Origin of the sequence: Streptomyces celluloflavus (assembly GCA_000720995.1) — a bacterium.
Taxonomy (GTDB): domain Bacteria; phylum Actinomycetota; class Actinomycetes; order Streptomycetales; family Streptomycetaceae; genus Streptomyces; species Streptomyces celluloflavus.
In genome coordinates, this window is the sequence record JOEL01000010.1 from 15,834 (window position 1) to 31,055 (window position 15,222).

Annotated in this window: 21 protein-coding genes; 8 read left to right on the top strand and 13 right to left on the bottom strand. The window is 72.1% G+C overall.

Features of this window, described 5'->3' with window-relative positions:
• Positions 1-63 precede the first annotated feature (63 nt).
• Both IH09_RS11015 and IH09_RS11020 read right to left on the bottom strand, forming a co-directional pair.
• Positions 64-618 (bottom strand): hypothetical protein, encoded by a 555-nt coding sequence (locus tag IH09_RS11015; protein WP_052855968.1) that lies wholly within the window; start codon positions 616-618, stop codon positions 64-66.
• Positions 619-712: 94 nt separating this feature from the next.
• Positions 713-1,216, bottom strand: a complete 504-nt coding sequence (locus IH09_RS11020; protein ID WP_052855969.1) for a helix-turn-helix domain-containing protein — start codon at positions 1,214-1,216, stop codon at positions 713-715.
• Between the two features lie 212 nt (positions 1,217-1,428).
• On the opposite strand from IH09_RS11020, the gene IH09_RS11025 reads away from it, so the two are divergent.
• The 5 genes from IH09_RS11025 to IH09_RS11045 all read left to right on the top strand — a co-directional run bounded on the left by IH09_RS11025 (position 1,429) and on the right by IH09_RS11045 (position 4,941).
• Positions 1,429-1,938 (top strand): NUDIX hydrolase, encoded by a 510-nt coding sequence (locus IH09_RS11025; protein WP_190233264.1) that lies wholly within the window; start codon positions 1,429-1,431, stop codon positions 1,936-1,938.
• 298 nt (positions 1,939-2,236) lie between these two features.
• Positions 2,237-3,253, top strand: coding sequence for a YdcF family protein (locus tag IH09_RS11030; RefSeq protein WP_052855971.1), 1,017 nt, complete (start codon positions 2,237-2,239; stop codon positions 3,251-3,253).
• 192 nt (positions 3,254-3,445) lie between these two features.
• Entirely contained in the window at positions 3,446-4,015 is a 570-nt protein-coding gene (locus tag IH09_RS11035) for a GrpB family protein (RefSeq protein WP_052855972.1), read from the top strand.
• Positions 4,016-4,198: 183 nt separating this feature from the next.
• Complete coding sequence (locus IH09_RS11040) at positions 4,199-4,618, top strand: hypothetical protein (RefSeq protein WP_052855973.1); 420 nt, start codon at positions 4,199-4,201, stop codon at positions 4,616-4,618.
• Entirely contained in the window at positions 4,615-4,941 is a 327-nt protein-coding gene (locus IH09_RS11045) for a transcriptional regulator (protein ID WP_052855974.1), read from the top strand. Before IH09_RS11040 ends, IH09_RS11045 begins: the two co-directional genes overlap by 4 nt.
• A 263-nt stretch (positions 4,942-5,204) precedes the next feature.
• On the opposite strand, the gene IH09_RS11050 is transcribed toward IH09_RS11045, so the two are convergent.
• Both IH09_RS11050 and IH09_RS11055 read right to left on the bottom strand, forming a co-directional pair.
• Positions 5,205-5,594, bottom strand: a complete 390-nt coding sequence (locus IH09_RS11050; RefSeq protein ID WP_052855975.1) for a VOC family protein — start codon at positions 5,592-5,594, stop codon at positions 5,205-5,207.
• Complete coding sequence (locus tag IH09_RS11055) at positions 5,591-6,202, bottom strand: TetR/AcrR family transcriptional regulator (RefSeq protein ID WP_052855976.1); 612 nt, start codon at positions 6,200-6,202, stop codon at positions 5,591-5,593. Before IH09_RS11055 ends, IH09_RS11050 begins: the two co-directional genes overlap by 4 nt.
• 225 nt (positions 6,203-6,427) lie before the next feature.
• On the opposite strand from IH09_RS11055, the gene IH09_RS11060 reads away from it, so the two are divergent.
• Complete coding sequence (locus tag IH09_RS11060; protein ID WP_052855977.1) at positions 6,428-7,267, top strand: class I SAM-dependent methyltransferase; 840 nt, start codon at positions 6,428-6,430, stop codon at positions 7,265-7,267.
• A 119-nt stretch (positions 7,268-7,386) separates the two neighbouring features.
• Here IH09_RS11060 and IH09_RS11065 read toward each other — a convergent pair whose 3' ends face one another.
• From IH09_RS11065 to IH09_RS11070, 4 genes are all read right to left on the bottom strand, one after another.
• On the bottom strand, positions 7,387-7,740 hold the full coding sequence (locus IH09_RS11065) for a winged helix-turn-helix transcriptional regulator (RefSeq protein WP_052855978.1): 354 nt from the start codon (positions 7,738-7,740) through the stop codon (positions 7,387-7,389).
• A 276-nt stretch (positions 7,741-8,016) separates the two neighbouring features.
• Positions 8,017-8,157, bottom strand: coding sequence for a hypothetical protein (locus IH09_RS39780; RefSeq protein ID WP_240151097.1), 141 nt, complete (start codon positions 8,155-8,157; stop codon positions 8,017-8,019).
• Positions 8,158-8,474: 317 nt separating this feature from the next.
• Positions 8,475-8,762 (bottom strand): hypothetical protein, encoded by a 288-nt coding sequence (locus IH09_RS39785; protein WP_240151098.1) that lies wholly within the window; start codon positions 8,760-8,762, stop codon positions 8,475-8,477.
• Between the two features lie 64 nt (positions 8,763-8,826).
• A complete protein-coding gene (locus IH09_RS11070) occupies positions 8,827-9,240 on the bottom strand; it encodes a VOC family protein (protein ID WP_052855979.1) in 414 nt (137 codons plus the stop codon).
• 204 nt (positions 9,241-9,444) lie between these two features.
• Between IH09_RS11070 and IH09_RS11075 the strand changes: the two genes are divergently transcribed.
• Complete coding sequence (locus IH09_RS11075) at positions 9,445-10,026, top strand: TetR/AcrR family transcriptional regulator (RefSeq protein ID WP_052855980.1); 582 nt, start codon at positions 9,445-9,447, stop codon at positions 10,024-10,026.
• A gap of 11 nt (positions 10,027-10,037) precedes the next feature.
• On the opposite strand, the gene IH09_RS11080 is transcribed toward IH09_RS11075, so the two are convergent.
• From IH09_RS11080 to IH09_RS11100, 5 genes are all read right to left on the bottom strand, one after another.
• Positions 10,038-10,604: an NADPH-dependent FMN reductase gene (locus tag IH09_RS11080; protein WP_052855981.1), complete on the bottom strand. Its 567-nt coding sequence runs from the start codon at positions 10,602-10,604 to the stop codon at positions 10,038-10,040.
• A 221-nt stretch (positions 10,605-10,825) separates the two neighbouring features.
• Positions 10,826-11,257: an ankyrin repeat domain-containing protein gene (locus tag IH09_RS11085; RefSeq protein WP_052855982.1), complete on the bottom strand. Its 432-nt coding sequence runs from the start codon at positions 11,255-11,257 to the stop codon at positions 10,826-10,828.
• A gap of 292 nt (positions 11,258-11,549) precedes the next feature.
• Positions 11,550-12,791, bottom strand: a complete 1,242-nt coding sequence (locus tag IH09_RS11090; RefSeq protein WP_052855983.1) for a GNAT family N-acetyltransferase — start codon at positions 12,789-12,791, stop codon at positions 11,550-11,552.
• 109 nt (positions 12,792-12,900) lie between these two features.
• On the bottom strand, positions 12,901-13,905 hold the full coding sequence (locus IH09_RS11095; RefSeq protein ID WP_052855984.1) for an asparaginase: 1,005 nt from the start codon (positions 13,903-13,905) through the stop codon (positions 12,901-12,903).
• 47 nt (positions 13,906-13,952) lie between these two features.
• Positions 13,953-14,621, bottom strand: a complete 669-nt coding sequence (locus IH09_RS11100; protein ID WP_094793911.1) for an RsiG family protein — start codon at positions 14,619-14,621, stop codon at positions 13,953-13,955.
• A 175-nt stretch (positions 14,622-14,796) separates the two neighbouring features.
• Between IH09_RS11100 and dtd the strand changes: the two genes are divergently transcribed.
• A complete protein-coding gene (dtd, locus tag IH09_RS11105; protein ID WP_052855986.1) occupies positions 14,797-15,222 on the top strand; it encodes a D-aminoacyl-tRNA deacylase in 426 nt (141 codons plus the stop codon).

A 15,222-nucleotide genomic window follows, 5' to 3' on the forward strand; every position in this document is an offset into this window, starting at 1 on the left:
CCGCTCCACTACCCGTCCGCCCCGCCACCCGCCCGCTCGGCGAACGGCCAATGGTGAGCGAGCTCACTCCGCGGTCGGCGGGGTGGGCTTCTTCGCCGCCGGCTTGCGCGGCGCGGGCTTCTTCACGGCGGCCGGCTTGGCGTTGGCCCCGCCGCCGGCCGGGGGCGTGACCACCGGCTCCGGCTCGATGACGACCGCGAGCTCCTCGACCTGGTCGGCGGCCTCGCCACGCCAGGACTGCACGGCGCCGCGACCGCGCTCGGCCAGCTCGTCATACGTCTCGCGGGCCTTGACGGCGTACTCGGCGGCCCGGCCCACGCCCTGCAACGCGAGGTCCTGCGCCTGCTCGCGGATCTTCTTCAGATCGGTGTCGAGCGAGCCCAGCAGCTCGGTCAGCTTGTCCTGGGCGTCCTTCGCCTGCTTGGTGAACCGGTCCTGGACGTCCTTCGGGTCGGTGCCGCGGACGGCCTCGAAGCGCTTGGGCGCCTCGATCCGGATCTTCTCGACCAGCGCCGGCACCTCGCCGAGCTTCTCGGCCGCCAGGTCGGCGGTGCCGGCCAGGGCGTACAGCGGGGTCGCGTCGGTCAGCGTCTTGCGGAGGTCATCGGTGATGGCCATGACGTGGTTCCTCCTGGAATCGAAATCGGTCGCTCAGGTGGTGTACGGGCCGCCCTCGGCCGCCGCCTCACGGGAGTCCGCGCCGCCCGCACCCTCATTGCCCGCCGGCGGCACCGCCCTTGGCGCCCTTGCCACCGCCGTTGTCTTCGGCACCGTCAGTACCTTCGGCACCGTCGGTACTTTCAGCACCCTCAGCACTTTCGGAGCCTTCGGTGCTTTTGCCGTTCTTGGTGCCCCTACTCTCGCTCCCGAGCCCGTTCTCCTTGCGGAAAGACTCGTAGATCTGGAGCAGGGCCTGCTTCTGCTTCTCGGTCAGGGACGGGTCGGTCAGGATCGCGCTCTGCACCTCGACCCCGTCCAGCCCCCGCCGCTCGTCGAGGATCCCGGCCTGGACGTACAGGGTCTCCGCGGATATCCGCAGCGCCTTGGCCAGCTGCTGAAGGATGTCCGCACTCGGCTTGCGCAGCCCGCGCTCGATCTGACTGAGGTACGGATTGGACACCCCGGCGGCATCCGCGAGCTGCCGCAGACTCAGCTGCGCCGTGCGCCGCTGCTCCCGCAGGAACTCACCGAGATTGCCGACGTTGAGTGAGGCCATACCCCGATGGTGCGCCATGAGTGCTAACTATTGCAAGCAGGTGCTAGCAAAAGTGGTGGGGGACACGTGGGGGGCTTCGTGAGCCTGAGCGCGATAGGTGTCGTCTTTGCAGGACAACTGTCGTCATCCGGGTGCAGCCTCCTGGTGCAGGTGCTCCTGGGTCGGTCTCCACGGGGCTCCGAGAAGCGGCGTTGTCGGTGGGCTCTGCCAGGGTGTGCGTCGTGGACGAACTGGTGGAGCGTGTCGACGATCAAGATCGTGTGCTGGGGGTGGTCAGCCGTCGGAAGGCCATCCGGGAGGGTTGGCTGCATCGGGTCGCCGTGACGGTGTGTCGTGATGATCGTGGGCGGATCCTCGTCCACCGGCGGTCGGAGCGGGTATCGCGCTTCCCCGGGCTCTATGAGGTCGAGGTCGGTGGCGCCGCGAATGTAGGCGAGACCTATGAACAGGCCGCCGCGCGGGAGCTGGCCGAAGAGCTGGGCATTCGTGCGCTGCCGCGCCTGCTGTTCACGTTCCTCAACCGCAGCGGTTTGAGCCCTCACTGGCTCGGCGTGCATGAAGCCGTGGTGCCGGATGCCGTGGTCGCCGACCCCGATGAGGTTGCCTGGCACGGCTGGCTGACCGAGCCGGAGCTGCGGTCGGCCCTGCTGGAGTGGCGCTTCACCCCCGACAGCCACGAAGCCTTCAGCCGGTATCTCGCGTTCCGGAGCGCGCAGTCCTGACCTCTCTCACCTTCCAAGAGTCGGTGATCTTTGGAGTTGGCGACAACTAGCTCGCTCCGTCTCACTTCGGGACGTCTCCGGTCGGTGCGGTTCGAGCCAGTGCGGCCTCAGCGTCGGTTTCCGGCTTTACCCAACCACAGGCATCGCAGGTCAGAGCCCCGCACTGCCCACAGTTATCCGGGACAGGGCACGAGCGGGCATACGGAGCAGGAGCCCGACCCCCGCACCCCTCGTGCGCGGATCCGCTGCCGCCGTCCGCGGCTGAGGTAGCGGCGCCCGTGTTGCGTACGATACGGGCGTGATCGCCTTTGCCCCCGCGGCCTTGTTTCTCGTTCTTTTCGGCTTCGGTGTTCTGCGGGACCGTCGGCGCTTCAGCAACGCCGTCTATCTGGGGCTCGCCGTCATCTGCCTGATGTTCGCGCTGCTGCCGGTGCTCGGCAGTGCCGGCGACAGCGGTCATCCGGTCCTGGGGTTGCTGGTGGTCGCGGTCCTCCTGGGCGTCCCCTTCCTCGGCGCCCTCGTGCTGCCGGTGTTCCTCCTGGCCAACGGCGTGAAAATGATCCGCAAGGAGGGGCGGCGCCCGGCGAACCTGCTCTCCTTTCTCGCCGGGCTCGGCATCTTCGGCCTCATGGGACTGCTGATCACGGCCGCCGCCACGCAGTCCCGCGGGCTGGCGGTCGTCGCCGGCACCATTCTGCTGATCGTCGGCTATGTGTCGTTCCTCTTCTTCTGCTTCGTCGGGTACGCGTTCCTGTACGGCCGGATGCAGCCGCGCCGCGACATCGACTTCGTGGTGGTGCTCGGCTCAGGTCTGATCGGCGGCACAAAGGTTCCGCCGCTGCTCGCCAGCCGCCTCGAACGCGCGCGCAAGGTGCACGAGACGCAGGCGGCGCGCGGCAATCCGCCCGTGCTCATCACCTCCGGCGGCCAGGGCCCGGACGAGCGGCTCCCCGAGTCCCATGCCATGGCCGACTACCTCACCGGGCGCGGTTTCCCCGCCGAGCACATAACGCGCGAGGACAAGTCCCGCACCACCGAGGAGAATCTGGAGTACAGCAAGGCGATCATGTCGGCGGCCGGGCCGGACTACTCATGCGTGATCGTCACCAACAACTTCCATGCGTTCCGGGCCGCCCTGATGGCCCGGAAGACCGGTGTCAACGGCCAGGTGGTGGGCTCCCCGACGGCCGCGTACTTCTGGCCGAGCGCGACCATCCGCGAATTCGTCGCGGTCTTCCTCCAGCACAAGCTCGTCAATTTCACCGTCTGCGGTCTGCTCGCCCTCTGCGGGCTGTTCGCCTGGTGGTTGGCCTGACCGTCGCCCCGTGGCGTACTTCGTTACCGCCCGCCGCCAGACCGTCGCCCCCGTCGCCGTACGCACTTCACCGCCGCCCGCCGTCCGCCGCCTGACCCGTCGCCGTACCGCGCTCCACTGCCGTGCTGCCGGGACTCGTCCGGTGGTCCCGCTCGGGGCGGTGTCCGCGACGGTGGCCGGTAGCGTCCGGGTATGCCTTTTCCCGATGAGCGGCGGCCGGTCGCCGTGGTGGCGTACCGGGCGTCGTGGCCCGAGGAGTTCGAGCGGCTGGCCGGGCGGCTGCGGGCCGCGCTGGGGGATCTCGCGGTGGCGGTCGACCATGTGGGATCGACATCGGTTCCCGGGCTGCCGGCGAAGGACTGCGTCGATGTGCAGGTCCGGATGCGGTCGGTCGATGCGGCGCGGGACGTTCCGCTGCTCGCCGCGATCGGCTTCCGCTGCCGGCCCGAACCGTGGAACCGTACGGAGATCACCGCCGGACAGCACTGCGCCAAGCTCGTCTTCGCGCCACCGGTCGGAGAGCGCCCCTGCAATGTGCACCTCCGGGAGAGCGGCGGGCCCAACTCCCGTTACGCGCTGCTCTTCCGCGACTATCTGCGGGCCGACGCGGACGCGCGGCGGGCGTGGGGCGCGTTCAAGCGGCGCCTGTCGGTCAGCGTGCCCGACCTGCTGGACTACGGGCAGATCAAGGCCCCCGCCACGGATGTCCTGATGGGCGCGGCGGAGCGGTGGGCCGCCGAGGCGGGGTGGGTGGTGCCGTGACGCGGGCTGCGCCGTGCGGTGCGGACGCTCCGGTGCGGTCCGGTGCGGTCCAGCGCGGTCCGATGCGGTCCAGTGCGGTCCAATGCGGCCCGTCGGGGCGTGGTTGTGGTGATGGAAGGTACTTGTCGTTTTGGAAAGTACTTGGCATTGTTGAACCATCGTCATCAGACAGGGGAGGCAGGCATGTCCGAGTACGCCGCGAAGGACGCGTCGGACGCACTGGCCCGCGCGCGGGAACTTGGCTCCAGCGTGCGCGGTAGCGGGCGGTGGTACGTCCGCTATCAAGTGATCTTCGGGTGCGCGGCCGCCCTCTGCGTGCTCGCCATCGGGCTGCTGCACCATCCGTACGGCGTGGCGCTCGGCACCGGGTTCTGGGTCGTCGTGATCGCGGGGCTGTCGGTCTATTCGGCCAGGCAGCGCGTCGTCGGCCGCGGGTTCGCGCTGCGGCACGGCGGCCTGATCGCCACCTGGGGGGTGCTGAACGGCGCGGTGCTGGCCGGCGGCGTGACCTGGTTCCCGGGCGTCGCGGCCTGGTGGGTGCCGGGCGCGGTGGCCGTGGCGCTGCCCGGTCTGGTCGGCGGCTTCCTGGCGGCCCGGCGGTGACGCGTCCGGGTCCCGGTACCCATCCGCGCCACGGGCTCGACGAGGTGATCCACGCGCCGGTCCGGTTCTCGGTCATGGCGGCCCTGGCGGCCGCCGACAAGGCCGAGTTCGCCTTCGTCCGGGACACCGTCGAGGTGAGCGATTCGGTGCTGTCGCGGCAGGTGGCCACTCTGGAGAAGGCTGGCTATGTCGCGGTCACCAAGGGGTACGTCGGCAAACGCCCGCGTACCTGGCTCGCCCTCACCGCGGACGGCCGCACCGCCTTCGCCGCCCACTGCGACGCCTTGCGGGCGATCGCGGGAGGCGATGTCGCGGACGGGTAGGGGCGGATGCGTAGGGGTGGACGGGTGGGGGCGGATGGCGGGGGATCTCTTCACGGTTCCTCTCCAGTGCTCCGTTCCACCGTTCCTCCCAGCGCTCCGCTCTACCGTTCCCTGCGGTCGGGTGGGCGTGTGGTGCCGATTCCTGATTCCGGATTCCCGGTACCCGGCGGCTGACATAACCGGGCGTACCTGGCGGAGAACCCCGGCGCCCGCGCCGTACCGCCGACCGCCGAGGGCCCGCGTGCCGGTGGCCGGATCGCGTACTACGCCGGGGACATGACCTCGTAGAGGTTGTGGGCATCGTCGGTGAAATACAGGCCGCGGGCGCACAGCGGGTGGTTGGTACGGCCGTTGCCCGGCCGGGCGGGGTCGTCGCCGTACGGGATGCCGGCGGCCCGGAGGCGGGTGAGGATCGCGTCGAACGTGTCGGGGGTGACGTCGAAGGCCAGGTGGTGGCCCATGGGAGGCCCGTCGGCCGGTATGTCGGCCGTCATGAAGTCGAGGGTGAGCGTTTCGTTCACGCGGACGGGGGCGAAGTGCCCGTCGCGACCGGCCGGCGGGAGTTCCGGCAGCCCCATCACCGAGGCGAAGAACCGGGCGGCGGCGCGGTGGTCGGTGGCGGGGACGATGGTGTGGTTGAGGGTGACGGTCATCGTGCGCTCCCGGGGTGGGTGAGGGTGCCGTGCAGCAGTACGGCGATGAGTTCTTCGGGTGAGAGGGGTACGTCGTCCTCGGCGATCGGCGTCCGCAACCGGGCGAAGAGCAGGCCGAGGAAGGCGGCGGCGACCTTTTCGGGGCTCAGGCGCAGGGCGTCCCGGTCGGGTTCGATCAGTTCGGCCACGCTGTCGCGGAGGGCGGCGAGGGACTGCGTCCGGCCGTCCGGTGTCCGGCCGTCCGGCGGCGGGCGGTCGCCGGGGCGGGCGGGGCCGCCGCGGCGGTGACCGGAGGCGTGCAGGGCGCCGACCAGGGTGCCCAGCCGCTCCAGGTGGGCGCGGACCGCCTCGGCGGCTTCGGCCAGCCGTACGGCGAGTGGTTCGTCCAGGGAGATGGAGCCGAGTGTGCGCAGGACATGGTCCGTACCGAGCGCCTCGGCGACGCAGGCGTCCAGTACCTCGCTCTTGTCCTTGAAGGCCCGGAAGATCGTGGCTTCCCCGATGCCGGCGGCGCGCGCGATCTGACCGGTGGTGGCCGCGGCCCCGTACTCGGCGACCAGCGGCAGCGCCGCCGCCACGATCATGGCCCGCCGCTGCTCGACGTTCATGCCGGGGGCGCGGCGGCGGGGAACGGCGGCCGAAGGCCGTTCTTCGTTTCGGGGTGGGCGCTGCGGAGGAGAGGGCGGAGGCATGCGCGGGACAGTACGGAGTGAATGCTCACTCCGTCAACGAGTTATCCCCTTCGCCCAGTTGCCCCGTCCCGCCTCCGGAGCGAAAACAGGCAAGCCCGCGAACGCCGGGCGGTGAGCAGGGGGGCCTCCTAGGATCGGCGGATGACGACGGAACAGGAAGTGTTTCTGCGGGCGTTCCACGCCTCGCATCCGGCGGTGACCGCGCGGGCGATGTCCCGGGGCCGGGCGGCGGACGGTCGGTCCAGCTACGCGATCCTGCGGGACCGGATGGCCGGGCGCGACCGGGTGCTGGATCTCGCCTGCGGCGACGGGCTGTTGCTGGAGCTGCTGGCCGAGGCGGGGGAAGGGCAGGGGAGCGGCGGTCGCGGGCGGGAGCTCGCCGGACTGGATCTCTCCGCCGAGGAGTTGGCGCTGGCGCGCCGCCGTCCGGGCGTCGGGCGAGCCGATCTGCGCGTCGGGCGGGCACAGCAACTCCCGTTCCGAGACGGGCAGTTCGACGGCTGTGTGTCGCATATGGCGCTGATGCTGATGAGCGACGCCGAGCAGGTCGCCGCGGAACTGGCGCGGGTGCTGGGGCCGGGCGGTGTGCTGGCCGCGGTCCTGGGCGGCGGGCCCGGTGGCGACGAGGCGTACGAGAGGTTTCTGCGGCTGGCGCGGCCGCTGTTCGACGCGGCGCCGGCGGCGAAGCGGATTCCGCTTCTGGGGGACCGGCGGCTCCGTAGCCGCGAAGGGTTCGACGAGGTCTTCGGGCCCGCCGGGTTCGGCCCGGCGGAGTGGGAGACCGTGGCGATCGATCTGACCGGTTCGCCGGAGCAGGTGTGGGAGACGGTGAGTGGGATCTACGATCTCGGCCTGTTCGGCGCCGGGGCCACGGCCGAGCTCCGGGCCCGCTTCGAGGCGGAGTCGGCGGCGACGGCGCTGCCGGACGGCCGGATTCCGTGCGCGATGCGGGTACATATCGCGACGGTGCGCCGGGGATGAGACGGCGGTGATCGGCGCGCGGGCTCGCCCTGCGCGCCCGTCGCCGCGAGCGAACGCGGTATCCAGGACACGGTGTCGCGGACGGCAGGGTGGCGGACCGGGTACGGGCAGGGGCAGACCTAGGCCGGATGACGCTGCGGGTAAGTGGCCTCCAGGTGTGCCATGTGGGCGCGGCCCCAGGCGCCGAGCGGTGACAGGGCCTCGTTGAGGGAGGCGCCGAGGTCGGTGAGGGAGTACTCGACCTTCGGGGGGATCTGCGCGTAGACCTCGCGGTGCACGATGGCGTCCGCCTCCAGTTCGCGTAGCTGCTGGCTGAGCACCTTCTCGCTGATCTTCGGCAGTTCCCGCCTCAGCTCGCCGAACCGGCGCGGCTGCTCGGCCAGTGCCCACAGCAGCAGGACCTTCCACTTCCCGCCGATGACGTCCACGGCCGCGTCCACACCGCAGGTGTACGGACCGTTGCGTGCGCCCATGAGGTGTGTCCCCTGTCTGTCGTTCGTCGCGTTGTCCAGCTGTCGTCCAACTGTCGCGCCGCCGTCGCGTCTTCGTGCGTTGTCGTTCGGTCCGCCGGTCCGCCGGTCCGCCGGTCCGCCGGTCCGCCGGTTCGCCGGTTCGCCGGTTCGCCGGTCCGTCGGTCCGTCGGTCCGTCGGTCCACGGTGGCGCCGGCTGTGCCGGTGGCCGCGATACGGGATAACGGTGGTCGCCCGTCCGATGTTCCCCGGGGCCCGGGGAGGGAGCCGGGGTGGCGTCAGGTGCGGACCGTCCAGATCCAGCCCGGTGGAGTCAGCCCGAGGGTGCGCGCGACCGACCGGGAGGCGTGGTTGGCGGCGGTGGTGCTGTGGAAGAGCACCTCCTTGTGGCGGCGTTCGCGCTGTGACCAGGCCGCCACGACGGCGGGGCGAGGCGGCGGCCGCGGAAGTCGGCCCGGGGCCAGATGCCCGCCTCCGCCGCGGTGTCGTTCGATGCCGGGGAGAAGCAGATGGAGACCGGCGAGTTGTCGTGCACGGCCATCGCCCACTCGCCCGTCTCCCCGCGGATCAGCTCGGCCACTCGCCGGGCTGCCAGTTGTCGGGACGGTTCAGGCGCTGCGCCGGGCGCCGCCCTTCGGCGTTCGATACGAGGAGGGGCGGCGGGGCCGGGGTGTGGGCGGCGAGCCGCTCCGGGAAGACGAAACAGGGGCCGCCCGCCACCACCGCCGTCCGGTCGTCAAGGGACGCGGCCAGTGCGGTGAGTGCGCGCGGTGGCTCGTCCGGTGTGTACTCCTGCTCGCTGCCGCTGCTCGCTGCCGCTGCCGCTGCCGCTGCCGCTGTCGTGGAGGAGGGCGGGAGCGTCGATGTCCGGCGCCAGGGCCAGTAGCCGTGCGCGGGGTGACCAGGCCCATACCGCCCGCACTGCCTTGTCCCGCACGGTCGCCGTACGGTTCCCCGAGGCCGGGGTGAGTCCGTGGATCGCGTCGGCTTCCAGGGCCGGCGGCCGTTCTTCGTCCCAGATCATGGCGGGAGGCCAGGGCCTGTCGTCGGAGGGCGGCACCCCCTTCGTCGCCCACCGGCCGCCGGGGTCACAGTCCCTGTGCGGCCATCCAGTCCGGGTCGGGGTCGATGGTCTGGAGTACCTCGATCAGGGTGCCTTCGGGGCTCCAGACGTTGAAGCGGCGCTGGCCCCAGGGCTCGTCGCGCAGGGGTTCCGCGATGGGGACGCCGGCCGCGCGCAGGGTGGCCTCCTCGGCCGCGGCGTCCGCCACCAGGAAGCCGAGGAGGACGCCGCCGGTCTCCTGGGTGCGGAAGTCCGCGGGCATGGCGGCGTGTCCGCGCTGGGTGAAGTCCAGGGTGAATTCCGGGTGTTGGGGGTGCTGGAGCGAGGTGTACCAGCCCAGGTCCGCGAGGGTGCGGAAGCCGAAGTGGTCGACATAGAAGCGCGTGCTGGCGGCGACGTCGTCGGTGAGCAGGGCGGTGCCGAGCTTGGCGAAGCGCATACGGGTCCTCTTTCCGTTCTCCGTTGCCGCGGGCTGCTGGGGGCGCCGCGATCCGGGTTAACCACTCCAGTTGTAGTACTCTGGGTGTAGTGGTTGCAAGTCGGTTCGGGAAGATTCCGGAATCGGCTTCGCGGGCCGGTTCCGGGCCGGGTTGGTTCGGGGCGGTGCGCGGAGTGGTGTTCGGTGTGGAAGGAGACGGGTCGGATGGTGCGTAACCCTGAGCGGCGTACGGCGTTGGTGGACGCCGCGATCGAGGTGCTGGCGCGGGACGGTGCGCGGGGGCTGACCTTCCGCGCCGTCGATGTGGCCGCGGGGGTGCCCAACGGCACCGCGTCCAACTACTTCGCCAACCGGGACGCCCTGCTGGCGCAGGTCACCGGGCAGATCCACCAGCGGATCGCGCCCGACCCGGCGGAGGTCGCCGAGGTCATGAAGGCCCCGCCGAGCCGGGCGCTGGTGGTCGAGCTGATGGGGTGGATCAACCGCCGGGTGGCGGCGCAGCGCACCGGCTATCTGGCGATGCTGGAGCTGCGCCTGGAGGCGACGCGGCGGCCCGAGCTCCAGGAGGAGCTGACCCGGGCCATTCGCGAGACGCTCGACGACGACCTCCGCTTCCACGAGGAGGGCGGACTGCCGGGGGACCGTACCGCCGTGCTGCTGACCTATCTCGCGATGACCGGGCTGATGCTGGAGCAGCTGACGCTGCCGGGGGTGGTGCCGGCCGAGGAGACCGACGGGCTGATCGCCGCCCTGGTCGAGCGGACGATCGGGCCGTCGGAGGGGTAGCGGGCGGGGCGTTACGCGCCGTAGGGGCGGGCCGCGCGGGCGTCGCGGAGGGCCAGCGCCCACCAGCCGAGCTGGTGGAGCAGGGCGTCGGCGGCCTGGTGCGCGGGGGCGGGGTCGTGCAGCCGGCCGTCGTCGTCGAAGAGGTTCCCGGCGAGGGCGAAGCTCACCGTTTCGCGCACCGTCATCGCGTGCAACTCGGCGAATACGAGGCGCAGTTGCTCGACGGCGCGCAGCCCGCCGGAGATCCCGCCGTACGAGACGAAGCCCACCGGCTTGGCCTGCCACTGCGCGCGCAGCAGGTCGATCGCGTGCTTGAGCGGGGCCGGGAACGAGTGGTTGTACTCCGGGGTGATCACGACGAACGCGTCCGCCGCCGCGACACGTTCGGCGAAGGCGTCGTACTCCTCGCTGCCGTACCGGAGTTCGTACGGACGGATGGTGTCCAGGTCGATGACATCGACGTCGATGTCCCGGTGGTTCGCGGTGTGCCGGGTGAACCAGTCCGTGACGACCGGTGCGAACCGGCCCTCCCGGGTGCTGCCGACGATCACTGCGAGGGTGTAGCGGTGCTCGGACATCGGGGGCCCTTCGTGGCGTGCGCGCGGGACCGCGTGCGGGGGTGGCCGCGGACGCGCCTCGGTGGGCGCGCCGGTGGCCGGGCACGGGGTGCGGGTGCGCGGCTGCGGGTGAGCGGCGGTGTTGCCGTCGACGCCGACGCTAAGACCTCAAGTTTTGTTGAGGTCAAGCGTCCGTCGTATGTCGTCCGTCGTCCGCCGTATGCCGGGGGCCCTGCCGTCGGTCACTCGGCGCCGAAGAGCACCAGCAACTCCGTCTTCTGGAACATCCGGGCGGTGTCGACCGCCGACGGCGTCCCCGCCGTCGGGTCCGCGCCGTGGGCGAGCAGGACCCGGATGACCTCGTCCTCACCCTTGAAGACCGCGCCGGCGAGCGGTGTCTGGCCCCGGTCGTTGGCGCGGTCGGCGTCGCCGCCGCGCCGCAGCAACGCCTCCACGGTGGCGGCGTGGCCGTGATAGGCGGCGAGCATCACCAGGGAGTCACCGCTGTCGTTCGTCAGGTTGGCGGGCACGCCCGCGTCGACGTACGCGGCGACGGTGTCGGTGTCGCCGTGCCGCGCCAGGTCGAACACCTTGGCCGCGAGCTGCAGCACCTCGGGGTCGTGTGCGTGCTCGATCGCCTCGGGCCCCTGCGGCTCGCTCTTCGCATCGCTCATGGTCGCCGGCCTCCTGCTGTGATGGGTGGGACGTGGTGTGCCGTGGGTGGTGCACGGTGTCGTCGCCACCTTATGCAGGCCATGGCCGCGGAGCACGGTGCGCGGCGAGGGATGGCCGGTGTCTGTCGGAGCGTGCCGGAGCGGTGGTGATCGGTGGGCTGCCACTCGGCTCGGGAGGGGCGTTCGCCGGGTGGGCGGGGCCGGCGGGGGGTACCGGGGCGGGTACCTCCCCGCCGGCCGTCCGGCGGGGCATCCGTAAGCGTGTGTACCGGCACCCGTACCGCCCGCGCCCTCAGAAGATGTCCGGGCACCACGGGCGTCGTGCGGTGTGCAGCAGGGTGTCGGCGGTGCGGAGGGCGCCGGGGCGTTCCTCGTGGACGCGGCCCAGTGCGGCCAGGCGGGAGGCGGGGGTGTCGCCCAGATAGAGGGTGGCCAACTCGCCCACGTCCAGGGTGAGATCGGCGGAGCGGGTGGTGGGGGCGCAGGTGGCGCCGTCCGGTCCGGCGTCGAGCAGGAAGCGGCCGCCGGCCAGCCCCGCCCGGTCCTCGACCTCCAGGACGAGCGAGTCGGACACCGGATAGGTACGGGCCGCCAGGAGGCGCGGTACGTCCAGCGGGCGCAGCCAGAGATAGTCGGCGTGTTCCTGGACGGCCGCCGCCCGCGGGTCGCCCAGATGGTGCGGGAGCAGATCGTCGGGGGCGCGGCGGCCGGTGTCGACGTGCAGCACCCAGTCGATGGAGCACAGGAAGCGCCACAGGGCGCGCTCGGCGGCAGGCGTGGTGGAGATCAGCCGGTGGACCTGCGCGGTGTTCTGCGGCTGCTTGGCCTCCCAGCGGTCCTTGATGACGTAGTCGGCCAGCCCCTCGACCTCGCCCGAGGGGGAGCGGTAGACGACGTGCTGGCGCTCCGGCGACGGCTGGTTGGGGAAGCGGACGAGGCCGGTGGCCCGCTCCCACCACTGGCCGGGACGGGAGACCGCGCCCGGCGTCAGGGCGCGGAACCGGTCGTGCAGCGCCGGGCCGAGCGCGCAGACCTCCTCGGGGGAGGCGAAGTCGATCCGGCCGCCGCTCTCCGGGCCGGCGTGGCGGGGATCGATCCCGGCCCGGCGGACGTCGATCCGCCAGGAGGTGGTCCACGTCGCCGGGCCGTAGCCGAACCGCCCGTAGATCGGGTACTCGGCGGCGATGAGGGAGGAGACCGCGTCGCCGCGCTCCTTGGCGGCCCGCAGATCGCGCTCCATCATCCGGCTGAGCACGCCGCGCCGCCGGTGGGTGGGGGAGACGGTCACGTTCGAGACGGCGTCCGAGACCAGCCGCGCGCCGCCCACCACCGTCAGCTCCTGGGCGAAGCTGCGGAAGGTGGCGACGCAGCGGCCGCGGTCGAACGCCCCCTGGGTCCGCGCCGGCTCGTAGTCCGCGCGGCGGTGGGCGATCTCCTCCGCGGAGACCACCGGCGGGCGCAGCAGCCCCGTCGACAGGGCAAGAATCCAGCCGGGTATGTCGTCGTCGTGCACGGTACGGATCTCAAGGCTCATCTCCGTACGGTATCCGGCCAACTGACGGTCCGTCGTGGTGTTTTCAGCGCTCCGAGACCTGCTCCGAGCCCCGCTCGGAGCGGTACCGGAACGCCGTCCGGCGCGGTGGTCAGAACACCGCGCGGATCTCGCCGACCCGTTCGGCGCCACCCGTCAGCGGGGCGTCCTCGATCCTGGACAGGACGGGGGAGTCGATCCCCATCGTGCGCAGGACGCGGCCCAGGACCGGGCCGAGGGCGCGGGTCGCCCCGTCATCGATCTTGAAGGCCAGCGCCCGGCCGTCCGGCAGCGCCAGCGCCTGTACGGCCTCGGCGCCCATCTTCGACAGGGTGCCGGGCAGCTCCCGCATCAGCCAGGTGTCGGGGCGGCGGGTACCGGCGACGTACTCGGGGTGGGCGCGCATCGCGTCCGCGACCCGCCGCTCCGGCGTGCCGGGCGCCGCCAGGACGAAGTGCCGGAAGGCGCGGGCGAGACCGGTCAGCGACAGCGACATCAGGGGCGCCCCGCAGCCGTCCGTACCGATGTGCGCGACCTCCTCGCCACTCGCCGTGCGGACGTCCTCCAGGACCAGCCGCTGGAGCGGGTGGTCCCGGTCGAGATAGGAGTCGAGCGGCCAGCCGTTGCGGGCACAGGCGGCCAGCATGGCGGTGTGCTTGCCGGAGCAGTTCATCGCGAGCCGGTCGCGGACCTGGCCGGACGCCAGGTAGCGCTCCGCCTCCTGCGGGTCCAGCGGCAGGTCGGGCGGTGTCTGGAGCCGGTCGGCGGGCAGCCCGAACTCGTCCAGCATGGTCCGTACGAGAGCGAGGTGGAAGGGCTCACCGGAGTGGCTCGCGGCGGCCAGCGCCAGCCGTTCGCCGGACAGCTCCAGGCCCGCCCGCAGCACGGCCGACGCCTGCATCGGCTTGTTCGCCGACCGGGGGAAGACCGGGGCGGTGATGTCGCCCAGCGCCCGCTCCACGGAGCCGTCGGCCGCCAGCACCACCAGCGAGCCGCGGTGCCGCCCCTCGACGAAGCCGGACCGGACGACCTCGGCGAGAACGGGGGACGCCGCGGGGGCCGGGGCGGGCGGGGCGGCGTCCTGGGACGGCTCGGGTATCGGGGTGGGCGAGGTCATCGGCGGCCTTCCGGGATCCTGACCCGGCCCCGAGAGCTTGTGGCAGGTCAGGACAGCAGGTCGTCTACTTGTGCTTCGCCTTCACGGTACCTGCGGGCAATCTCGCCGCTGCAATCGTCGGCCGTCCGCTGCAGGGACTGACGGCGCTGGGAGACCTGCCGTTCGTAGCGGATCAGCCGGCGCATCGCGTCGTGCAGTTCCCGGTCCGTACGGGCGGTGAGATCGGAGAGCTCGACATCGCCGAGCATCTCCTCGGCCAGCTTGCGGTACTCCGCGCTCTGCGGCGTCCCGAGCGTCACATGCCGGGCCGAGGAACGGTGCCGCGACGGCAGGTCCGTCAGGATCTCCGGCAGGCGGTCCAGCAGGGGCGTGAGCGGGGTCGCGCGGCGGGCGGTCTCGGCCCGCAGAATGTCGATCCGGCCCTGGAGCAGCCGCCGCAGATAGCTCAGATCGGCCTCCTCCCGCTGGGAGTCACGCCGCACCATCCGCAGCTCGGGCAGGTCCAGACCGGACAGATCGGGGTGTGCGGCCGGGCGGCTGCCGTCGCGTTGCTGCGGCGGGCGGGGGGGCCGCGCCTGGCCTGCCTGGGGCATGGAGCCATCCTCGGTGCGGGCGGGCTCGACGCGAGCCGCTGTCGTGGTCGTCGTACGGGCGGCCGGCGCCGTACGGGCGGGTGGTACGGGACCGGGTGTCTGCCCGGATCCGGCAGTGCTCATGAGTCGTTCCGTCCCCTCGTCCGGTGCGGCATCCAGGGCATGTTGTCCGTGAAACGCACCGGGTGCACGCATCGTGCCACTCTGGGCGGTCCGCGCGCAGTGCGATGGCACCCGAACGGCCCCTGCGGGGGTACTGCTGTCCGGGTGCTGTCCGCCGCCCGGCATGATGGCCGGTATGCGAGCTGTGGTGCAGAGGGTGGACGGCGCACGCGTCGAGGTGGCGGGCGCGACGGTCGGCGAGATCGTCGGCGAGGGGCTGTGCGTGCTGGTGGGGGTCACCCACGGCGACACCGCGCAGCAGGCCGCGCAGCTCGCCCGCAAGCTGTGGTCGGTGCGCATCCTCCAGGGCGAGAAGTCCTGCTCGGACACCGGGGCGCCACTGCTGGTGATCAGCCAGTTCACTCTCTACGGTGACGCCCGCAAGGGCCGCCGCCCCACCTGGAACGCGGCGGCCCCCGGCCCGGTCGCGGAGCCGCTGGTCGACGAGGTCGTCGCGCAGCTGCGGGCGCTCGGCGCCCGGGTGGAGACCGGGCGGTTCGGCGCCGAGATGAAGGTGTCGCTGACGAACGACGGGCCGTTCACGGTGCTCGTGGAGGTGTGA